This is a genomic window from Tenacibaculum sediminilitoris (assembly GCF_964513795.1).
GTDB classification, from domain to species: Bacteria; Bacteroidota; Bacteroidia; order Flavobacteriales; family Flavobacteriaceae; genus Polaribacter; species Polaribacter sediminilitoris.
The window spans coordinates 59,752-74,773 of the sequence record NZ_CAZEQR010000003.1 but is presented as its reverse complement, the minus strand read 5'-3'; the positions used below and the strand labels follow the sequence as shown (position 1 = coordinate 74,773).

16 protein-coding genes are annotated in these 15,022 nt (G+C 31.2%); 9 read left to right on the top strand and 7 right to left on the bottom strand.

The features are described from left to right. Positions 1-10: 10 nt before the first annotated feature. On the bottom strand, positions 11-364 hold the full coding sequence (locus ACKTSW_RS01395; protein ID WP_408023488.1) for a DUF1304 domain-containing protein: 354 nt from the start codon (positions 362-364) through the stop codon (positions 11-13). 79 nt (positions 365-443) lie between these two features. After that, positions 444-644: a dodecin family protein gene (locus tag ACKTSW_RS01390; protein ID WP_274634773.1), complete on the bottom strand. Its 201-nt coding sequence runs from the start codon at positions 642-644 to the stop codon at positions 444-446. A gap of 171 nt (positions 645-815) precedes the next feature. Between ACKTSW_RS01390 and ACKTSW_RS01385 the strand changes: the two genes are divergently transcribed. Further along, on the top strand, positions 816-1,163 hold the full coding sequence (locus ACKTSW_RS01385; RefSeq protein ID WP_408023487.1) for a toxin-antitoxin system YwqK family antitoxin: 348 nt from the start codon (positions 816-818) through the stop codon (positions 1,161-1,163). 60 nt (positions 1,164-1,223) lie between these two features. Here ACKTSW_RS01385 and ACKTSW_RS01380 read toward each other — a convergent pair whose 3' ends face one another. Further along, a complete protein-coding gene (locus ACKTSW_RS01380) occupies positions 1,224-1,862 on the bottom strand; it encodes a ribonuclease H1 domain-containing protein (protein WP_408023486.1) in 639 nt (212 codons plus the stop codon). Next, complete coding sequence (gene purN / locus ACKTSW_RS01375; protein WP_408023485.1) at positions 1,855-2,424, bottom strand: phosphoribosylglycinamide formyltransferase; 570 nt, start codon at positions 2,422-2,424, stop codon at positions 1,855-1,857. The genes ACKTSW_RS01380 and purN overlap by 8 nt, the downstream gene beginning before the upstream one ends. A gap of 180 nt (positions 2,425-2,604) precedes the next feature. Between purN and ACKTSW_RS01370 the strand changes: the two genes are divergently transcribed. The 5 genes from ACKTSW_RS01370 to pyk all read left to right on the top strand — a co-directional run bounded on the left by ACKTSW_RS01370 (position 2,605) and on the right by pyk (position 6,828). Beyond that, positions 2,605-2,841 carry an acyl carrier protein gene (locus ACKTSW_RS01370; protein ID WP_028891431.1) on the top strand — a complete coding sequence of 79 codons (237 nt, stop codon included), beginning with the start codon at positions 2,605-2,607 and terminating at the stop codon, positions 2,839-2,841. Positions 2,842-2,847: 6 nt separating this feature from the next. Next, positions 2,848-4,098 carry a beta-ketoacyl-ACP synthase II gene (gene fabF / locus ACKTSW_RS01365; RefSeq protein ID WP_408023484.1) on the top strand — a complete coding sequence of 417 codons (1,251 nt, stop codon included), beginning with the start codon at positions 2,848-2,850 and terminating at the stop codon, positions 4,096-4,098. A gap of 6 nt (positions 4,099-4,104) precedes the next feature. After that, a complete protein-coding gene (gene rnc, locus ACKTSW_RS01360) occupies positions 4,105-4,842 on the top strand; it encodes a ribonuclease III (RefSeq protein WP_408023483.1) in 738 nt (245 codons plus the stop codon). 83 nt (positions 4,843-4,925) lie between these two features. Continuing rightward, positions 4,926-5,396: an IPExxxVDY family protein gene (locus ACKTSW_RS01355; protein WP_408023482.1), complete on the top strand. Its 471-nt coding sequence runs from the start codon at positions 4,926-4,928 to the stop codon at positions 5,394-5,396. Positions 5,397-5,400: 4 nt separating this feature from the next. Further along, positions 5,401-6,828 carry a pyruvate kinase gene (gene pyk / locus ACKTSW_RS01350; RefSeq protein ID WP_408023481.1) on the top strand — a complete coding sequence of 476 codons (1,428 nt, stop codon included), beginning with the start codon at positions 5,401-5,403 and terminating at the stop codon, positions 6,826-6,828. A 57-nt stretch (positions 6,829-6,885) separates the two neighbouring features. On the opposite strand, the gene ACKTSW_RS01345 is transcribed toward pyk, so the two are convergent. The 3 genes from ACKTSW_RS01345 to ACKTSW_RS01335 all read right to left on the bottom strand — a co-directional run bounded on the left by ACKTSW_RS01345 (position 6,886) and on the right by ACKTSW_RS01335 (position 10,618). Further along, entirely contained in the window at positions 6,886-9,186 is a 2,301-nt protein-coding gene (locus tag ACKTSW_RS01345; RefSeq protein ID WP_408023480.1) for a M20/M25/M40 family metallo-hydrolase, read from the bottom strand. A gap of 549 nt (positions 9,187-9,735) precedes the next feature. Further along, positions 9,736-10,086 (bottom strand): hypothetical protein, encoded by a 351-nt coding sequence (locus ACKTSW_RS01340; RefSeq protein ID WP_408023479.1) that lies wholly within the window; start codon positions 10,084-10,086, stop codon positions 9,736-9,738. Then, positions 10,076-10,618, bottom strand: a complete 543-nt coding sequence (locus tag ACKTSW_RS01335) for a GNAT family N-acetyltransferase (protein WP_408023478.1) — start codon at positions 10,616-10,618, stop codon at positions 10,076-10,078. The genes ACKTSW_RS01340 and ACKTSW_RS01335 overlap by 11 nt, the downstream gene beginning before the upstream one ends. Positions 10,619-10,789: 171 nt before the next feature. Between ACKTSW_RS01335 and ACKTSW_RS01330 the strand changes: the two genes are divergently transcribed. From ACKTSW_RS01330 to ACKTSW_RS01320, 3 genes are all read left to right on the top strand, one after another. Further along, positions 10,790-11,125: a single-stranded DNA-binding protein gene (locus ACKTSW_RS01330; protein WP_408023477.1), complete on the top strand. Its 336-nt coding sequence runs from the start codon at positions 10,790-10,792 to the stop codon at positions 11,123-11,125. A gap of 158 nt (positions 11,126-11,283) precedes the next feature. Then, complete coding sequence (locus ACKTSW_RS01325; protein ID WP_408023476.1) at positions 11,284-12,057, top strand: energy transducer TonB; 774 nt, start codon at positions 11,284-11,286, stop codon at positions 12,055-12,057. 18 nt (positions 12,058-12,075) lie between these two features. Then, positions 12,076-14,931, top strand: coding sequence for a TonB-dependent receptor plug domain-containing protein (locus ACKTSW_RS01320; RefSeq protein WP_408023475.1), 2,856 nt, complete (start codon positions 12,076-12,078; stop codon positions 14,929-14,931). Positions 14,932-15,022 lie beyond the last annotated feature (91 nt).

Below are 15,022 nucleotides of genomic sequence, written 5' to 3'. Positions count from 1 at the left end.
GTAGTTGGTTTTATAGTATTAAGCTAGCTAACCCTAATAAAGCAGGTATAGACTGAACGACAAAAATACGAGGTTTTTTTGTAGAAAAAGAGCCATAAGCACCAGCAATAAAAACACAAATTAAAAAAAACAGAGCAACATCTATTTTTTCTGATAGCATCGACCAAATTAAACCACCTGCAAGGAAACCATTATATAAACCTTGATTGGCAGCCATAACTTTTGTTTCTTCAGCAAAAGCCTTAGATTTTAGACCAAAAGTTTTTATTCCTTTAGGCTTTGTCCATAGTAACATTTCCAATATTACAATGTATAAGTGAATTAAAGCAACTACAGCTAATAAAACATATTGTATGACATTCATAAAATTTGAATTTATAGGTAAAAAATATGCGGTTTTGAATTTGATCAAAACCGCAGATAGTAGTTAGTTATATATAAAGTTATTTTACTTCAAAAGTTACTTTTAGATTTACTCTAAATTCAGTTACTTCATCATTGTTAACAACTACACTTTGTGATTGTACAAATGCAGATTTAATTCCTTTTACAGACTTTGAAGCTTGTTTAATAGCTTTTTTTGTAGCGTCTTCCCAACTTTTTTCAGAGTTAGCTAAAATTTCAATAACTTTCATTACTGCCATAATATTTTTTTTAAGATTAATACCTGTAAATATATGTTTTTAAAGTGCTTGTTAAGGTAGAAATTAATTTTATTTAATCGCAATGTTAAATTAATGTTACCAAAATGTTTTGTATATGTAAATTTTTTATATATTTGTGTTAACAGGTATTAACTTTAAAAGATTTAGATTATGAAAAAACTAGTAATAGCTGCTTGTATGTTGTCAATATCATTTTTACAAGCCCAAGATATACAGCCAAAATATGAAGTTGAAGGTGATTTAGTAAAAGCCACTTACTTTTATAAAGATGGTACGATTAAAGAACAAGGTTTTTTCAAAGATAAAAAGTTAACAGGTACTTGGACCTCTTTTGATAAAAAAGGAAATAAAACAACCATTGGGCATTATGAAGCAGGTAAAAAGACAGGAAAATGGTTTATGTGGAAAGAAGATGGCTTAAAAGAGATTGATTTTAGAGACAATGCCATTGCAAGTGTTCAAACTTGGAAAGAAGAAACAAAAATGGCAGTAAAGTAAGGTAGATATCTTACTCTAGAATAAAAAAATGAGAACCGAGTATGTTAGTTACTCGGTTTTTTATTTTCTTCCAAAATCAGCAGGAATTTCACCCCATGCCTTAGTTTCCCACTTTAATAAAGGGTTTTTAACTGAGTTTTGTTGTAACCAGTTTTCGGCACGTTTAATTAAATCTAAAATTTCTTTATTAGAGTTGTCAAATACAATATTGGTTCTACATTCTTTCTTTTTAACCCAGCTCATAGCAATTTTAGAGTCAGAATAAATAGGGTAAGAGTCCATCTTCTTACTTTTTAGTAAGGCAATCCCATGCACAAGTGCTAAGAACTCACCAATATTATTAGTACCATTTTTAAACGGCCCCATTTTAAAAATTTCTTTCTTATTATGAGTCAATACTCCTCTATATTCCATTAATCCTGGGTTGCCAGCACAAGCAGCATCAACAGATATGCTTTCTAAAACAGGGAAACCATATTTAGCTTTTTCTTCTAGAGACAAAGTTGTTTTTTTAGTGTCTTTGCCTTTGTAGTCGTTGTAGCTCTTTTTTAAAGCTAGTTCAGCTTCTCTTTTATCAGTAAAAGCCTTGTATTGTGCACCAGTAAAGCCATCAATTTGTTTTTTGCAAGCATCCCACGATGAAAAAACACCTGTTTTTTTACCTTTCCAAACTACATAATATTTTTTCTTTTTACTCATTCTTTAAAATTATCTCTTCAATAATTTTTGGAAAATAATTATATTCTAATTCATGAACTTTCTGAGCGATGCTTTCAGGAGTATCTTCAGAAGATACTGAGGTTTTAGCTTGGAAAATAATAGCTCCCTCATCGTAATTTTCATTCACATAATGAATGGTAATACCTGTTTCAGTTTCGTTATTCTCTCTAACAGCATTATGGATATTCATTCCATACATTCCTTTTCCCCCATATTTTGGCAATAAAGCAGGGTGAATATTTATAATTTTATTAGGAAAGCTTGCCACAATTTTAGCAGGAACACGCCATAAAAATCCTGCTAGTACAATAATGTCAGCTTCAACTTGCAAAAAGTTTAATACAGTGTCATCTTTAGTAAAGCTCTCTTTATCAAATAACGAAGCATTAATACCTAGTTTTTCACAGCGGTCAAAAACTTTGGCACGTTGGTTGTTAGAAAGCACATGAGTAACAATCGCAGTTTTAGTTGAATGGAAGTACTTAATGATGTTTTCGGCATTAGAACCCGAGCCAGAAGCGAAAATTACAATACGTTTCATGTTAAAGTTTAGTTGTTTTGTTACTACAAAAAAAAGAATAATTATTAACAATGGTGGTGTTTGTAGCAAAATATTCAGGTATTTTTTTTATTTTAGACATCACATTTTTGAGCAAAAGTTAGAATTAATAACTAAGATTTGTATTTTTGCTTCGATTTTAAATTTTAAAACAAACAAATTATGTCAGACATTGCATCAAGAGTAAAAGCAATTATCGTAGACAAATTAGGAGTAGACGATAACGAAGTAACTAACGAAGCAAGCTTCACAAACGATTTAGGAGCAGATTCTTTAGATACGGTTGAGTTAATCATGGAATTCGAAAAAGAATTTGATATTCAAATTCCAGACGATCAAGCAGAAAACATCGGTACTGTAGGTCAAGCGATTAGCTATATTGAAGACGCAAAAAAATAAGATTATATGCAATTAAAACGAGTTGTAGTAACTGGACTTGGCGCATTAACGCCGATAGGAAACAATAAAGAAGAATATTGGAATAGCTTGGTTAACGGAGTTAGCGGAGCAGCACCTATAACGTATTTTGATGCTGCCAAGTTCAAAACTCGTTTCGCATGTGAGCTTAAAAATTTTAACGCGACTGATTTTATGCATAGAAAAGACGCGCGTAAAATGGATAGATTTACACAATACGCAATGGTTGCTTCTGATGAAGCAATTGCTGACGCTGATTTAAATCTAGATAACGTTGATAAATTAAGAGTTGGCGTTATTTGGGGAGCAGGTATTGGAGGCTTAGAAACATTTCAAGATGAAGTGTTGAACTATGCTAAAGGAGATGGTACTCCAAAATTCAACCCGTTCTTTATTCCAAAAATGATTGCAGATATTGCGCCTGGTAATATTTCTATAAAAAATGGATTTATGGGGCCAAACTATACTACAGTATCTGCTTGTGCATCATCAGCAAATGCAATGATTGATGCTTTAAATTATATTCGGCTAGGACATTGTGATGTAGTGGTAACTGGTGGTAGTGAAGCCGCTGTTACAATTGCTGGTATGGGTGGTTTTAATGCGATGCATGCCTTATCTACTAGAAATGAAAGTCCAGAAACAGCTTCAAGACCTTTTGATGCTGAGCGTGATGGCTTTGTTTTAGGAGAAGGAGCTGGTGCAATTATATTAGAAGAATATGAACATGCTAAAGCTCGTGGAGCTAAAATTTATGCAGAAGTTATTGGTGGAGGATTATCTTCAGATGCTTACCATATGACAGCACCTCACCCTGACGGAATTGGTGTGGTTGCAGTAATGAAGAACTGTCTTGAAAATGCTGGAATAAAACCAGAAGACGTAGATCATATCAACACTCATGGTACTTCAACTCCTTTAGGAGATGTCGCAGAATTAAAAGCAATCTCTGAAGTTTTTGGAGGTCATGCTAAAAACATTAATATCAACTCAACAAAGTCTATGACAGGACATTTGTTAGGTGCTGCTGGTGCTATCGAAGCAATTGCTTCGTTGTTAGCCATGGAGCACGGTGTTGTTCCTCCAACAATTAATCATACTAACGTTGACGAAAACATTAACCCAGAGTTAAATTTAACGTTAAACAAAGCTCAAAAGAGAGAGATTAAAGTTGCAATGAGCAATACATTTGGTTTTGGTGGTCATAACGCTTGTGTAGCCTTTAGAAAACTAGATTAATTTTTCATGAATTTTCTTCGTAGAATTGTTAAACCCCAAAACAAAGAGGATGAAAATTTCTACTACGAATTAAAAGAGCTGCTTAATTTTAAACCAATTAAGTTATCACTTTATAAAAAAGCATTTACGCACAGGTCTCTAAAATTAGTTGATGGTAAAGGCAACCCTGTAAACTATGAACGATTAGAGTTTCTTGGAGATGCTATTTTAAGTACGGTAATAGCTTCTTACTTATTTAAAAAAGTACCAGAAGGAGACGAAGGATACTTAACACAAATGCGATCTAAAGTTGTAAGTAGAGAACATTTGAATAGCTTAGGGAAAGACCTCGATTTAATTAGATTTGTAAAAAGTAATATTTCTAAAGAACATGTTAGCATCAACATTTATGGAAATATTTTTGAAGCTCTAATAGGCGCAATTTATTTAGATAGGGGGTATAACTATTGTCATCAGTTTATTTACGACCAAGTAATAATGCCTTATGTAGATATTGAACGATTAGAAGGGAAAATATCAAGTTACAAAGGTTTTGTTATAGAATGGTGCCAAAAAAAGAAGAAAAAGTACAAGTTTGAATCTTATGAAGATTCAGGTAATCAAAGTAAGAAACACTTTAGTGTTCGCGTTAGTATAGATGGTAGTATCATAGCTAAAGGAAGAGCAACCTCGAAGAAAAAAGCAGAAGAAATTGCAGCAAAAAGAGTTTACTATGCAATGCAAAACCAAATGCTAAATTCTTAACACGCAAATAAAAACGTTTTCAAAAAATTTACACAGTATTTTGTATACATTCATTAATTTAGCAAAAACAAATAATTGTTTTTATGCCAATTTATGAGGTGAATATAAATGAATTTTCTACTGATGATTATACATTGATAGGTATTCATACTGCTTTGAATGAGTATAAATTAGCATATCTATTAAACAAGCATTTACAAGTTAAGTTTAATAGAGCGAGTTATGATTTAGATTTTATTCAAAAAGGTAGTCAATCCTCTTACACGGTATACGAATATACTAACGTAAAATTATGTCAAGGTTGGTTTTTAATAGCAAATGTATATAAATCAACTCTTGAAGTAGAATCAATAAGTCTCTTTAAAGAAAGTGAATCAATTTCACATTTAATACCCGAAAAGAGAAAAGTTGATTTTTTTTTGAAATTAGAAGGAGATTTTGATTACGAGTCAATTGTAAAAAAGATAGAAACGATAAATCAAATACCTCAAATAATAACCTCGTACAAAATAGAGGTAAACTCATTAAAGTCGAAAGATTTTTTAATTTTTTAATTATATGCCACACAATAAGAAAACAAAAATTGTAGCAACATTAGGACCAGCAATCAATACTAAAGAAGTTTTAGCCGATATGGCTGCAGCTGGTGTAAATGTTTTTAGAATTAATTTTTCACATGCTGATTATGAAGTAGTAAGAGAGCGCATACGTCAAATACGTGAGATAAATGAAGAAAGAGGGTATAATGTAGCCATATTAGCAGATTTACAAGGTCCAAAACTAAGAGTAGGTGTAATGCAAGACGGAGTAGAGGTAAAGGCAGGTGATACATTCGTTTTTACTACTGAAAAATGTGAAGGAACACAAGATAAAGCATATATGACCTACCAACGTTTTCCAAAAGATGTAAAAATAGGAGAGAAGATTTTAGTTGATGATGGTAAATTAATGTTTGAAGTAACTGCAACTGATAAAGAAAATGAAGTAGTTACTAAAGTAATAGTAGGAGGAGCATTAAAATCTAAAAAAGGAGTTAACCTACCAAACACTAAAATTTCATTACCAGCATTAACAGAAAAAGATAAAAAAGATGTAGTTTTTGCCTTAGAGCAAGAAGTAGACTGGATTGCGCTTTCGTTTGTACGAACACCGGAAGACTTACGTATTTTACGTGATATAATTAAACAAAAATCACGCTATAGAGTTCCTGTAATAGCAAAAATAGAAAAACCAGAAGCTGTTGAAAATATTGATGCTTTAATTCCATATTGCGATGGGTTAATGGTTGCCCGTGGTGATTTAGGAGTAGAAGTACCAATGCAAGATGTACCTTTAATTCAAAAGATGTTGGTACGTAGAGCAAAACAAGCAAGAATTCCTGTAATTATTGCTACTCAAATGATGGAAACTATGATAGAGAACTCTGTTCCAACTAGAGCAGAGGTGAATGATGTAGCAAACTCTATTATGGATGGTGCAGATGCAGTAATGCTTTCTGGAGAAACTTCTGTAGGAAAACACCCAATAAAGGTTATTGAAAAAATGACAGAAATTATAGGAAGTGTTGAGTATTCAGAGTTAATTGAAGTTCCACAAGAACCACCCCATATTCGTACTAATAGATTTATTACGAAGTCAGTGTGTCATCATGCAGCATTGATGGCGGATGATATCAATGCAGCAGCAATATCGACCTTAACTAATAGTGGGTATACAGCTTTTCAAATTTCAGCTTGGAGGCCAAAATCACACGTATTGGCGTTTTCATCTGAGAAAAGAATCTTAGGAAAGTTAAATCTTTTATGGGGTGTTAGAGCTTATTTTTACGACAGGGAGTTAAGTACCGATGATACTATTGAAGATATTAACGAAATAGCTAAAGAAAAAGGCTATGTGAAAACAGGAGACTTTATGATAAACTTATCTTCAATGCCTGTAAAAGCAAAAGGTATGGTAAACACCTTACGTGTTTCTCATATTGACTAAATAAACGTATAATAAACATAAAAAGCTCAACTTTAAAAGTTGAGCTTTTTATGTTTATTATAATTTAAGTTTTCGAGTACAAATAATAGCATCGTTAACCACAAAAGGCATCGGCATCATTATTTCACTTCTAGGACGTATGGTAAACTTAGGATGCGATAATAAATCGTTTGATATCTCATTAATCACAATATCAGGTTGGGTGTTTTTATCAATTGTAAAAAAAATGGTCAAATCTTTATCAGTATTAGCCATTTGATAAATTAACAACGTTCCTTTTTTAGAGGTAAAAGCCTGCCCTTTATCATATAAAATTCCGTTAACAGTAAAATTAGTTAACTTTATTTGAGTGTTTGTATATAACTCGTACTTGTCAATATTACGAGTAGGAGTGATTGTTAACGAAACACTTCGTTGGTTATTAATAATTGTGTCCTGATTGATTTTGATATTAGAAGTACGAATATTTTTATTTTCAGCTTTTTGGTAATAGTTAAAAGAAGTATCGTATTTACTTTTCCCTGCAATTAAATTAGCACTATTTTGTTTAGACTCATCATTAAAATATTGTTTCGTAAACCCATCTAATGTTTTATTATGACTTGCCCAGTACGAAGTGTTTGTATCAGAATTTTGAATAAAAACTAAGCTGTTAGGCTTTTTCTTTTCAATTGAAAAACCGCTATTAAACGTTGCATACCCAAAGAATAATAATGCAAGAAAACCAGTTAATGCTTGCCATCCGTTTTTAGTTTTTTCTTGATAAAAAACAGGAAGCATTAATCCGAAAAGAAATACGAGAAGTACGGCAGAAATAAATAATGCTTTTAAACCTAGTGCTACAGGAAATAATTGAACCATAGGGGCAATCATATACACTGTTGGAATAGATATAATAGCAAAAAACGTAGCTCTAGATGTTTTATTAAGGTTCATGAACAGCAAGATTGCTAAAATCAATAAAGAAGCAAAAACAGGAATAATAAAGAAACTAGCTTCTGGTAACTTCATGTAAATGATAACATTTATAATCAATCCAAAAGTTATAGGAGCACCTAATAAATTTATAGCTTTGGCATCTTTTAGTTTATTATATATCTTGAAAAGAATCCAAAGATTTAAAAGAACAAAAGCAATGATATATTGATATCCGTTATAGGTAAAGCCATGAAGCATATCAGTATATTGTGGGTGGATGATTAATAGTAATTGCCACAACCCGTATGAAATTCCTATACATGATACTAAAGACAGTATGTAAGGAATAAAACCTTTTAATACACCTATTACTGTCATCTTATTCTTATATATGCCTACTACAATCAGCGCTATAAATAACAAAAAGGCAATGATAATCATTGGTAGTACCCAAGAAAATGGATACGTTAACAACTTAGTAAAAGGAAAATTAACGTAAATGTAATCAGTATCACTGTTTAAGTTAGTTAAATCAGCATTGGCAAAATAGTTTAACGAAGTGGTAAAATAATCTGCTTGATGTAATAGTGTTTCTCTATTCAACCTTTCATATGAATCTTGTTCTGTGTGATAATCAAAGTGATCATCAATAAAGGCAAAATTAAATCCGTTAATATTTCCTTTTTCCCTAAAAATAGTTAAATCGGTATCATTAGGTAGTTTTTTATACACACCATACATTAAAGAGTTGGCAGCTGGGTAATTTGGGTTCGCGTTTAAAAACTCAGTTAATAACGTTTTGTTTTTCCCATTAGTCTCCATTAACATATAGCTAGAGCCACCGCTACCCCGGGCTTCGAAGTTCAGTACTAGACCAACATCTTTTGCCCAAGGATGATTTTCAACAAAAGCTTGTGCACCTAAAAGACCTAATTCTTCAGCATCCGAAAAAAGTATGATAATATCGTTTTTAGGAGTTTTATTTGTTGCTAAATAAGCTCTTATACCTTCTAAAATAGTTACAACACCAGAGCCAGCGTCACTTGCTCCTAACGATGAATGTGGATTAGAGTCGTAGTGGGTTAAAAGCAATAAAGCCTTGCTGTTTTTAGTTCCTTTAATCCTAGCGATGATATTTTCTGTAGTGGTTGCTGCTCTCCATTTCTTATTAATAGCAGTTTGATATTGAATTTCAGGTTCTAAATTCAATTTCTTCAACTCTTGGACCAAATAATCTTGTACTTTTTTGTGTTCTTCAGATCCAGTATAATGTGGTTTTTGAGAAATATTTTTTAAATGATATAGCGCATTATCAATAGAAAATGCTATAGCGCTAATTTCTTTTTTAGAAGATGTTACACTTGGTATGATATCTTTAAAGCTCCAATAAACAGTTAAAATAATGATGATAATTGCAAGGTAATTTCTAGATGATTTCATGGATGAATTTTAATACTCCTAAAAGTAAGTAATTTATTTTTTAAGTGATTAAAGTGTAATTAGTTAAAAATCAGCTTATTTAACTCTTTAATTTTATTCCAAAAACTTGCATTATGGGAATTATAAACTTTCAAGGTAAATGAAACAATCCGCCAGAAAAGAACACAAGTTTATTTTAGTATCGTATTATATGACCAAAAGCTAATTACGTTTAAAGAAGAGTAATCGATTGAAGATGTTATTGATACATTAATTAAAAAAATTTTCGGAGAACCAATGGTGAATGATAAAAATGAATTGATAGGAATTATTTGAGAGTAGATATTACAATTTACCTATTGATAAGAACAATACAAGTAGGTAAAGTAATGATTAGAGAAGTTGAGATAATTAATGGAAGTATGAATATTTTAGATACTGCGAATAAGTTTCTAGAATCTTGAAGAAGACGTTTTCCTAGTTGTTAAAAAATGGCAAGCTTGTGAGGCAATAAGTTATAAAAATGCGCTTATAGCTGCTATGAAGTTAAAAAGAAATACTTATAAATAATTAATCCTGCTTAACTAATAAATACAGTTCATTTTCTAACTCTAAATATCCTTGATCATATACATAAAAATAAGTACTACCCTTTTTTGTGGTATAAACAGAGGTAATAAATTTAAAGTCGAAACCTTTATCAAATAATTTACGGCGTGTTACTTTTGTTTTTCCAGAAGTATTTAGTTCAGAAAGAATCTTGTAGTTCTTTCGTAAACGATTGTTGGTGTTTCTAATTAAATTTTTACTCTCCTTGTTTACTTTGTTGTTATATGCATTTCTACAATAATCTGAACAGAATTTTTTATCAATTCTACCTATAACTTTATCTTCACACTCCAAACATTTTTTATCGTTCATAATCCGTTTTTTTAAGAGCATACCAGTTAACATCCACACCCTCATAATCAAATTTATTTACAAGAAGCAAACCTATTTTTTGTAGAATTTTATTAGAACCAACATTTTCTAAATCGGCAGCACCATAAATAATATCATATTTCATTTCTTTAAAACCAAAACCTAAACAAGCAAAAGCAGATTCTGAAGCATAACCTTTACCCCAAAAACGCGGTATAAAACGATAACCTATATCAATAAAATTAGTAAAACCATTTAAAGATTCTTTTTCTCCTTGATTAAGTTTTAATCCGGACCACCCCATAAAATCACCAGAAGATTTTTCTATACAAGCAAATCTACCAATACCCCTTTCTTTATACTGTTCTTGTATAAAAGTTATGTTTTCTTCAGCCTGTTTAAATGTGGTAATAGGATTTTTACCTAAGTATTTATGTACTTCAGGGTTGGAATCTAATTCGAAAATACCTTCTATATCACTCTCATGTATCTCTCTTAAAATTAAGCGGTCGGTTTCTAAATGAAAAGTCATGTTATGCTAATTGTTTGAAATCAAATATATTAAAAATTAAACGATTACATTCAATTACAAACGAAATTAAACGATTACTAACCGGTTTTAATTTGTATACTGTTTCATCTTTGCAGTGTCAATTCGTTTGAATGACAAAATCTTAACTGTTTAACATTAAAAATAAAAATTATGAACGCACTAAAAAACAGAGTACAGTTAATTGGAAACTTAGGAAACACTCCAGACATTATCACTTTAGAAAGTGGAAAAAAACTTGCGAAATTTACTATTGCTACCAATGAAACGTATAAAAATAGTCAGGGAGAAAAGATAACCGACACACAATGGCATAATATAGTTGCTTGGAATAATACAGCTGAAATTATAGAAAAATATATAGAAAAAGGAAAAGAAGTAATGATAGAAGGGAAGCTTACTTCTCGTTCTTTTGAAGACAAAGAAGGAAACAAACGTTATATAACAGAGGTTGTTTGTAATGAATTATTGATGCTAGGAAACAAATAAGTGGGTAAGTTGCTGAAAAAGAGTGAAAAAATAATCTTAATTTACTTTGAGATTATTTTTTTTAACAAAAAAAAACACCTACATTTGCAGTTCAATCCCCCCGGCCAAATTTAATTCGTAGAATACTATACTATAGTTTATTAATTTATAATTATTATATGAAAAAGTATTTTTTAGTAGTTTTTTTGTTGTCGTTTTTTAATTTTTATGCCCAACAAGAAGTGTGTGAGACCCCTGATGATTCTTTAATGGATGTTAATAGTATAACTAAATGTACTGTTGAACCTGTTGAAAACTCAAAGAAGAAAAAAGATAGGCAGATTAAAGTTAAAATTTCTGCAAGTAAAAAAAGATATCTTAAAAAGAGAATAGCCAAAAAACAAATGGCTCAAGCAGTAAGTTCAGTTAATACTTTAAGTGTTAATGATGTTTCGGCTTCTGAAAATGTAAAATTAGAAGAAGTACAAGAAATTAAAGAGATAGAAGAAGTAAAAGAAATTGAAGAGACATCAGACTATAAGAATAGCTTAGCAAGGCTTACAGAAAAACTATCAAAAGAAGAGTTATCTATAGCAGAGAAACTTTATTATGTAGAGAGAGTTCCGTCTTTTGATAAATGTAAAAAAGCAAAGAAAAATGAGAGGCTTGATTGTTTTAACGAAGAAATGGTTAAGCATATTAATAAACATTTCCATTATCCAGGAGAGGCAGTAAGAAATCAAATTCAAGGAGAAGTTTGGGTTCGATTTATTATTGATAGAGATGGTTATGTAACAAATATTAAAACGTTAGGTCCTGACGGAGGAGAAATCCTTAATGAAGAAGCAAAAAGAGTAGTATCCAAACTACCTCGCTTCGAGCCAGGGAAAAATGATGGTAAACGTGTGCCTGTAAAATATGGTTTTCCCATAAACTTTTCATTAGAAGAATAAAAATCAATTAAATTTAAAATGTTAAAAAAACAGTTAGTAATGATTGTTTTTGCCTTAGTTGCTGTAACAAATTATGCACAGGTGAAAATATCAGGTTCTGTATACGATGAATACTTAGAACCGTTTTACAATGCAAGAATTTCGAGCGGTGGAAATTTTGCTATATCGGATGAAGAGGGTAACTTTTCAATCGTTTTACAAAGCAGTACTTTACCTCAAACATTAACAATTTCTGCTTTTGGATTTAGAACAGAAGAAGTAATTGTTACGTCTCTTGAAAAAGGAATAAATGTGGTGTTAAAGGAAAATTTCTTATTAGATCAAGTAATTATTTCTGCTTCTAGAGTTCCTGAAAGAATTATAGAATCACCAGTAACGGTAGAAAGGTTGGGTCTTGCTGATATAAGAAGGAATACATCTAATTCTTTTTATGATGGTTTAACCAATTTAAAAGGAATTAACTCTAGAGAAGGTAGCTATGGGTTTAAATCAATAAATACAAGAGGTTTTGCTGATTTTGCCAACACACGTTTTGTTCAAATGATTGATGGAATGGACACAGCTGCTCAGGCATTGAGTTATAGTACAGGGAATTTTTCAGGAGTTTCTGAATTAGATATTCAAAGTGTTGAACTTTTACCAGGAGCATCTTCTGCGTTATATGGAGCAAATGCTTACAATGGTATCATGCTAATGAATACTAAAAACCCTTTTGATTATACAGGAATAGCTACTATGTTTAAAAGTGGGTATACAAGTCAAGAAGCAGGAGGAAACAATCCTTTTTATGATGTAGCTGTAAGAATGGGGTATAGGTTTAACGATGCTTTTGCTGCTAAAGTTAACTTCTCATACTACGAAGCAGAAGAATGGCACGCAAATGACCTAAGAAATAAAGAGATAGATAGCAATGAGTTAATTGATGGAACTATTAACTCTACGGTAAACTATAATGGTGTAAATACCTACGGTGACGAGAACTTTTATGATTTAAATATTAAAGATTCGAATATTCCTTGGGGTACTCTTTTAAGAAGGACGGGGTACACAGAAGGAGAACTTATTAAAAATAATTTTAAATCAAAAAATGCAAGATTTTCAGGATCTTTATATTTTAGACCATTAAGAAATGAGTCGTTAGAGATTCAATTTACATCAAGATTATCGTTAAGAGATAACCTTTTCCAAGGTACAAGTAGATTAGTCCAACGTAATTACCTTATAGAACAACACAAATTAGAAGTAAAAGGAGATAACTTTTACATTAGAGGATATTATACTGGAAATGATTCAGGTAATTCTTACGATTTAACAAGAACAGGGAATTCCTTAAATGAGGCGGTTAAATCAATGGGAGTTTATAAAGATGATTTCTATGATCAAAGATATGTACAAGGAAGTACATTAGAAGAAGCAAGAGCATATGCAGATAGAGATAGGTTATTACCAAATACTAGCGCATTTAATCAAGAGTTTGAAAGAATAACAAGTACTTTGATTTCAGATGGAGGAAGTAGGCTTTATGAAAGAAGTTCATATACACATGCAGATGGTAATTATAACTTTAAGAGTTTATTAAATGATTGGGCAGATGTTCAAATAGGAGCTTCTTATCGTCAGTACAATCCAAAATCGAAAGGAACTTTATTCAATGATAAAGAAGGAGCTATTAGTGTAGAAGAATATGGAATGTACACACAAATTCAAAAGAAATTTTTTGAAGAAAGGTTAAAGTTAACAGGGTCTATCCGTTATGATAAATCTGATAACTTTGAAGGTAATTACTCTCCAAGAGTAGCAATAAATTATGCTTTAGGAGAAGAAAAGAAACATGTTTTAAGAGCATCTTACCAAACAGGTTTCCGTAACCCAAGTATACAAGAACAATATATGTTTTTTGATTCTCAAGTTAAAACAAACGTAGGTACTGTGGCAGATAATTTAAGACGAATTTCTTATCCTGATAGTTATTATATAAGATGGGATGACCAATCAAACAGTTATGTATGGGACACTAGGGATGTAAGAGGAGAAGAAATTTTGAACAACTCGTTGTTAACTAGAAGTGTTTATTATGATGCAGACACGTATGAAGGAGAGACTGATATTGAATCGAAGTATAAGGAATTGGTGCCAGAAGTTGTAAAAACATTTGAGTTAGGATATAGAAGTATGTTCCGTTTAAATAATGAAACGAATATAGATATAGATGTAAATGGTTTCTACAGTATCCATGATAATTTTGTGTTTAATCAAGATGTAACTGTACCCAATGGAGGTAAAGTGTATCCTTATGGAAATAGAAAAGCTACAGATGAAGAACTTGCTTTGCCTGAGAATAGATTTTCTTATGTAAAAGATGGAGTAATTGTTTTGAATACAGCTGCAAATTATCTTTTTTCAGAAGGTTTCGTTCGTGATTTTACAATAACCACGAATGCAAATTCACAGGTTGAATCATATGGATTTGCCTTTGGAATGCATACTAAATTATTTAGTAGTTTTGATTTTGGTCTTAACTATAACTTTATTGATTTTAAATATGAAGATAAAGATTATGGTTTATTTGAACCTAACTTTAATACACCAAAACATACAGTAAAAGCACAATTTGGGAATGAAAACTTATTTAATAATTTAGGTTTTGGAGTAAGTGCTAGATGGCAAGACAAGTATAGATGGGTTTCGAACTTTGTAAAAGGAGACGTTACTGAAAGAACGGTAATAGATGCTCAATTAAACTATAGAATTCCATCAATTAAATCTAGAATTAAAGTAGGAGGAACTAACTTGTTCGGAAAAGAATATTATGTAGCTCCTGGATCTGGAAGAATAGGTCAGCTATATTATATATCTTGGACAATTAATAACTAAGACACCTACTTGTTAAAAGTAATAAAGATAAAAGCAGTATAAGGTTTAAACCTTATACTGCTTTTTGAATTAAGAGATAATCTACTTTGAG

What these genes read in the sequence shown, in the direction of transcription:
- ACKTSW_RS01325 (WP_408023476.1), top strand. Translation starts at nt 11,284, where the DNA reads ATGAAAAAGTATTTTTTAGTAGTTTTTTTGTTGTCGTTTTTTAATTTT.
- ACKTSW_RS01380 (WP_408023486.1), bottom strand. Translation starts at nt 1,862, where the DNA reads ATGAGTAAAAAGAAAAAATATTATGTAGTTTGGAAAGGTAAAAAAACA.
- ACKTSW_RS01340 (WP_408023479.1), bottom strand. Translation starts at nt 10,086, where the DNA reads ATGAACGATAAAAAATGTTTGGAGTGTGAAGATAAAGTTATAGGTAGA.
- pyk (WP_408023481.1), top strand. Translation starts at nt 5,401, where the DNA reads ATGCCACACAATAAGAAAACAAAAATTGTAGCAACATTAGGACCAGCA.
- ACKTSW_RS01385 (WP_408023487.1), top strand. Translation starts at nt 816, where the DNA reads ATGAAAAAACTAGTAATAGCTGCTTGTATGTTGTCAATATCATTTTTA.
- ACKTSW_RS01345 (WP_408023480.1), bottom strand. Translation starts at nt 9,186, where the DNA reads ATGAAATCATCTAGAAATTACCTTGCAATTATCATCATTATTTTAACT.
- ACKTSW_RS01320 (WP_408023475.1), top strand. Translation starts at nt 12,076, where the DNA reads ATGTTAAAAAAACAGTTAGTAATGATTGTTTTTGCCTTAGTTGCTGTA.
- ACKTSW_RS01390 (WP_274634773.1), bottom strand. Translation starts at nt 644, where the DNA reads ATGGCAGTAATGAAAGTTATTGAAATTTTAGCTAACTCTGAAAAAAGT.
- ACKTSW_RS01335 (WP_408023478.1), bottom strand. Translation starts at nt 10,618, where the DNA reads ATGACTTTTCATTTAGAAACCGACCGCTTAATTTTAAGAGAGATACAT.
- fabF (WP_408023484.1), top strand. Translation starts at nt 2,848, where the DNA reads ATGCAATTAAAACGAGTTGTAGTAACTGGACTTGGCGCATTAACGCCG.
- rnc (WP_408023483.1), top strand. Translation starts at nt 4,105, where the DNA reads ATGAATTTTCTTCGTAGAATTGTTAAACCCCAAAACAAAGAGGATGAA.
- purN (WP_408023485.1), bottom strand. Translation starts at nt 2,424, where the DNA reads ATGAAACGTATTGTAATTTTCGCTTCTGGCTCGGGTTCTAATGCCGAA.
- ACKTSW_RS01395 (WP_408023488.1), bottom strand. Translation starts at nt 364, where the DNA reads ATGAATGTCATACAATATGTTTTATTAGCTGTAGTTGCTTTAATTCAC.
- ACKTSW_RS01370 (WP_028891431.1), top strand. Translation starts at nt 2,605, where the DNA reads ATGTCAGACATTGCATCAAGAGTAAAAGCAATTATCGTAGACAAATTA.
- ACKTSW_RS01355 (WP_408023482.1), top strand. Translation starts at nt 4,926, where the DNA reads ATGCCAATTTATGAGGTGAATATAAATGAATTTTCTACTGATGATTAT.
- ACKTSW_RS01330 (WP_408023477.1), top strand. Translation starts at nt 10,790, where the DNA reads ATGAACGCACTAAAAAACAGAGTACAGTTAATTGGAAACTTAGGAAAC.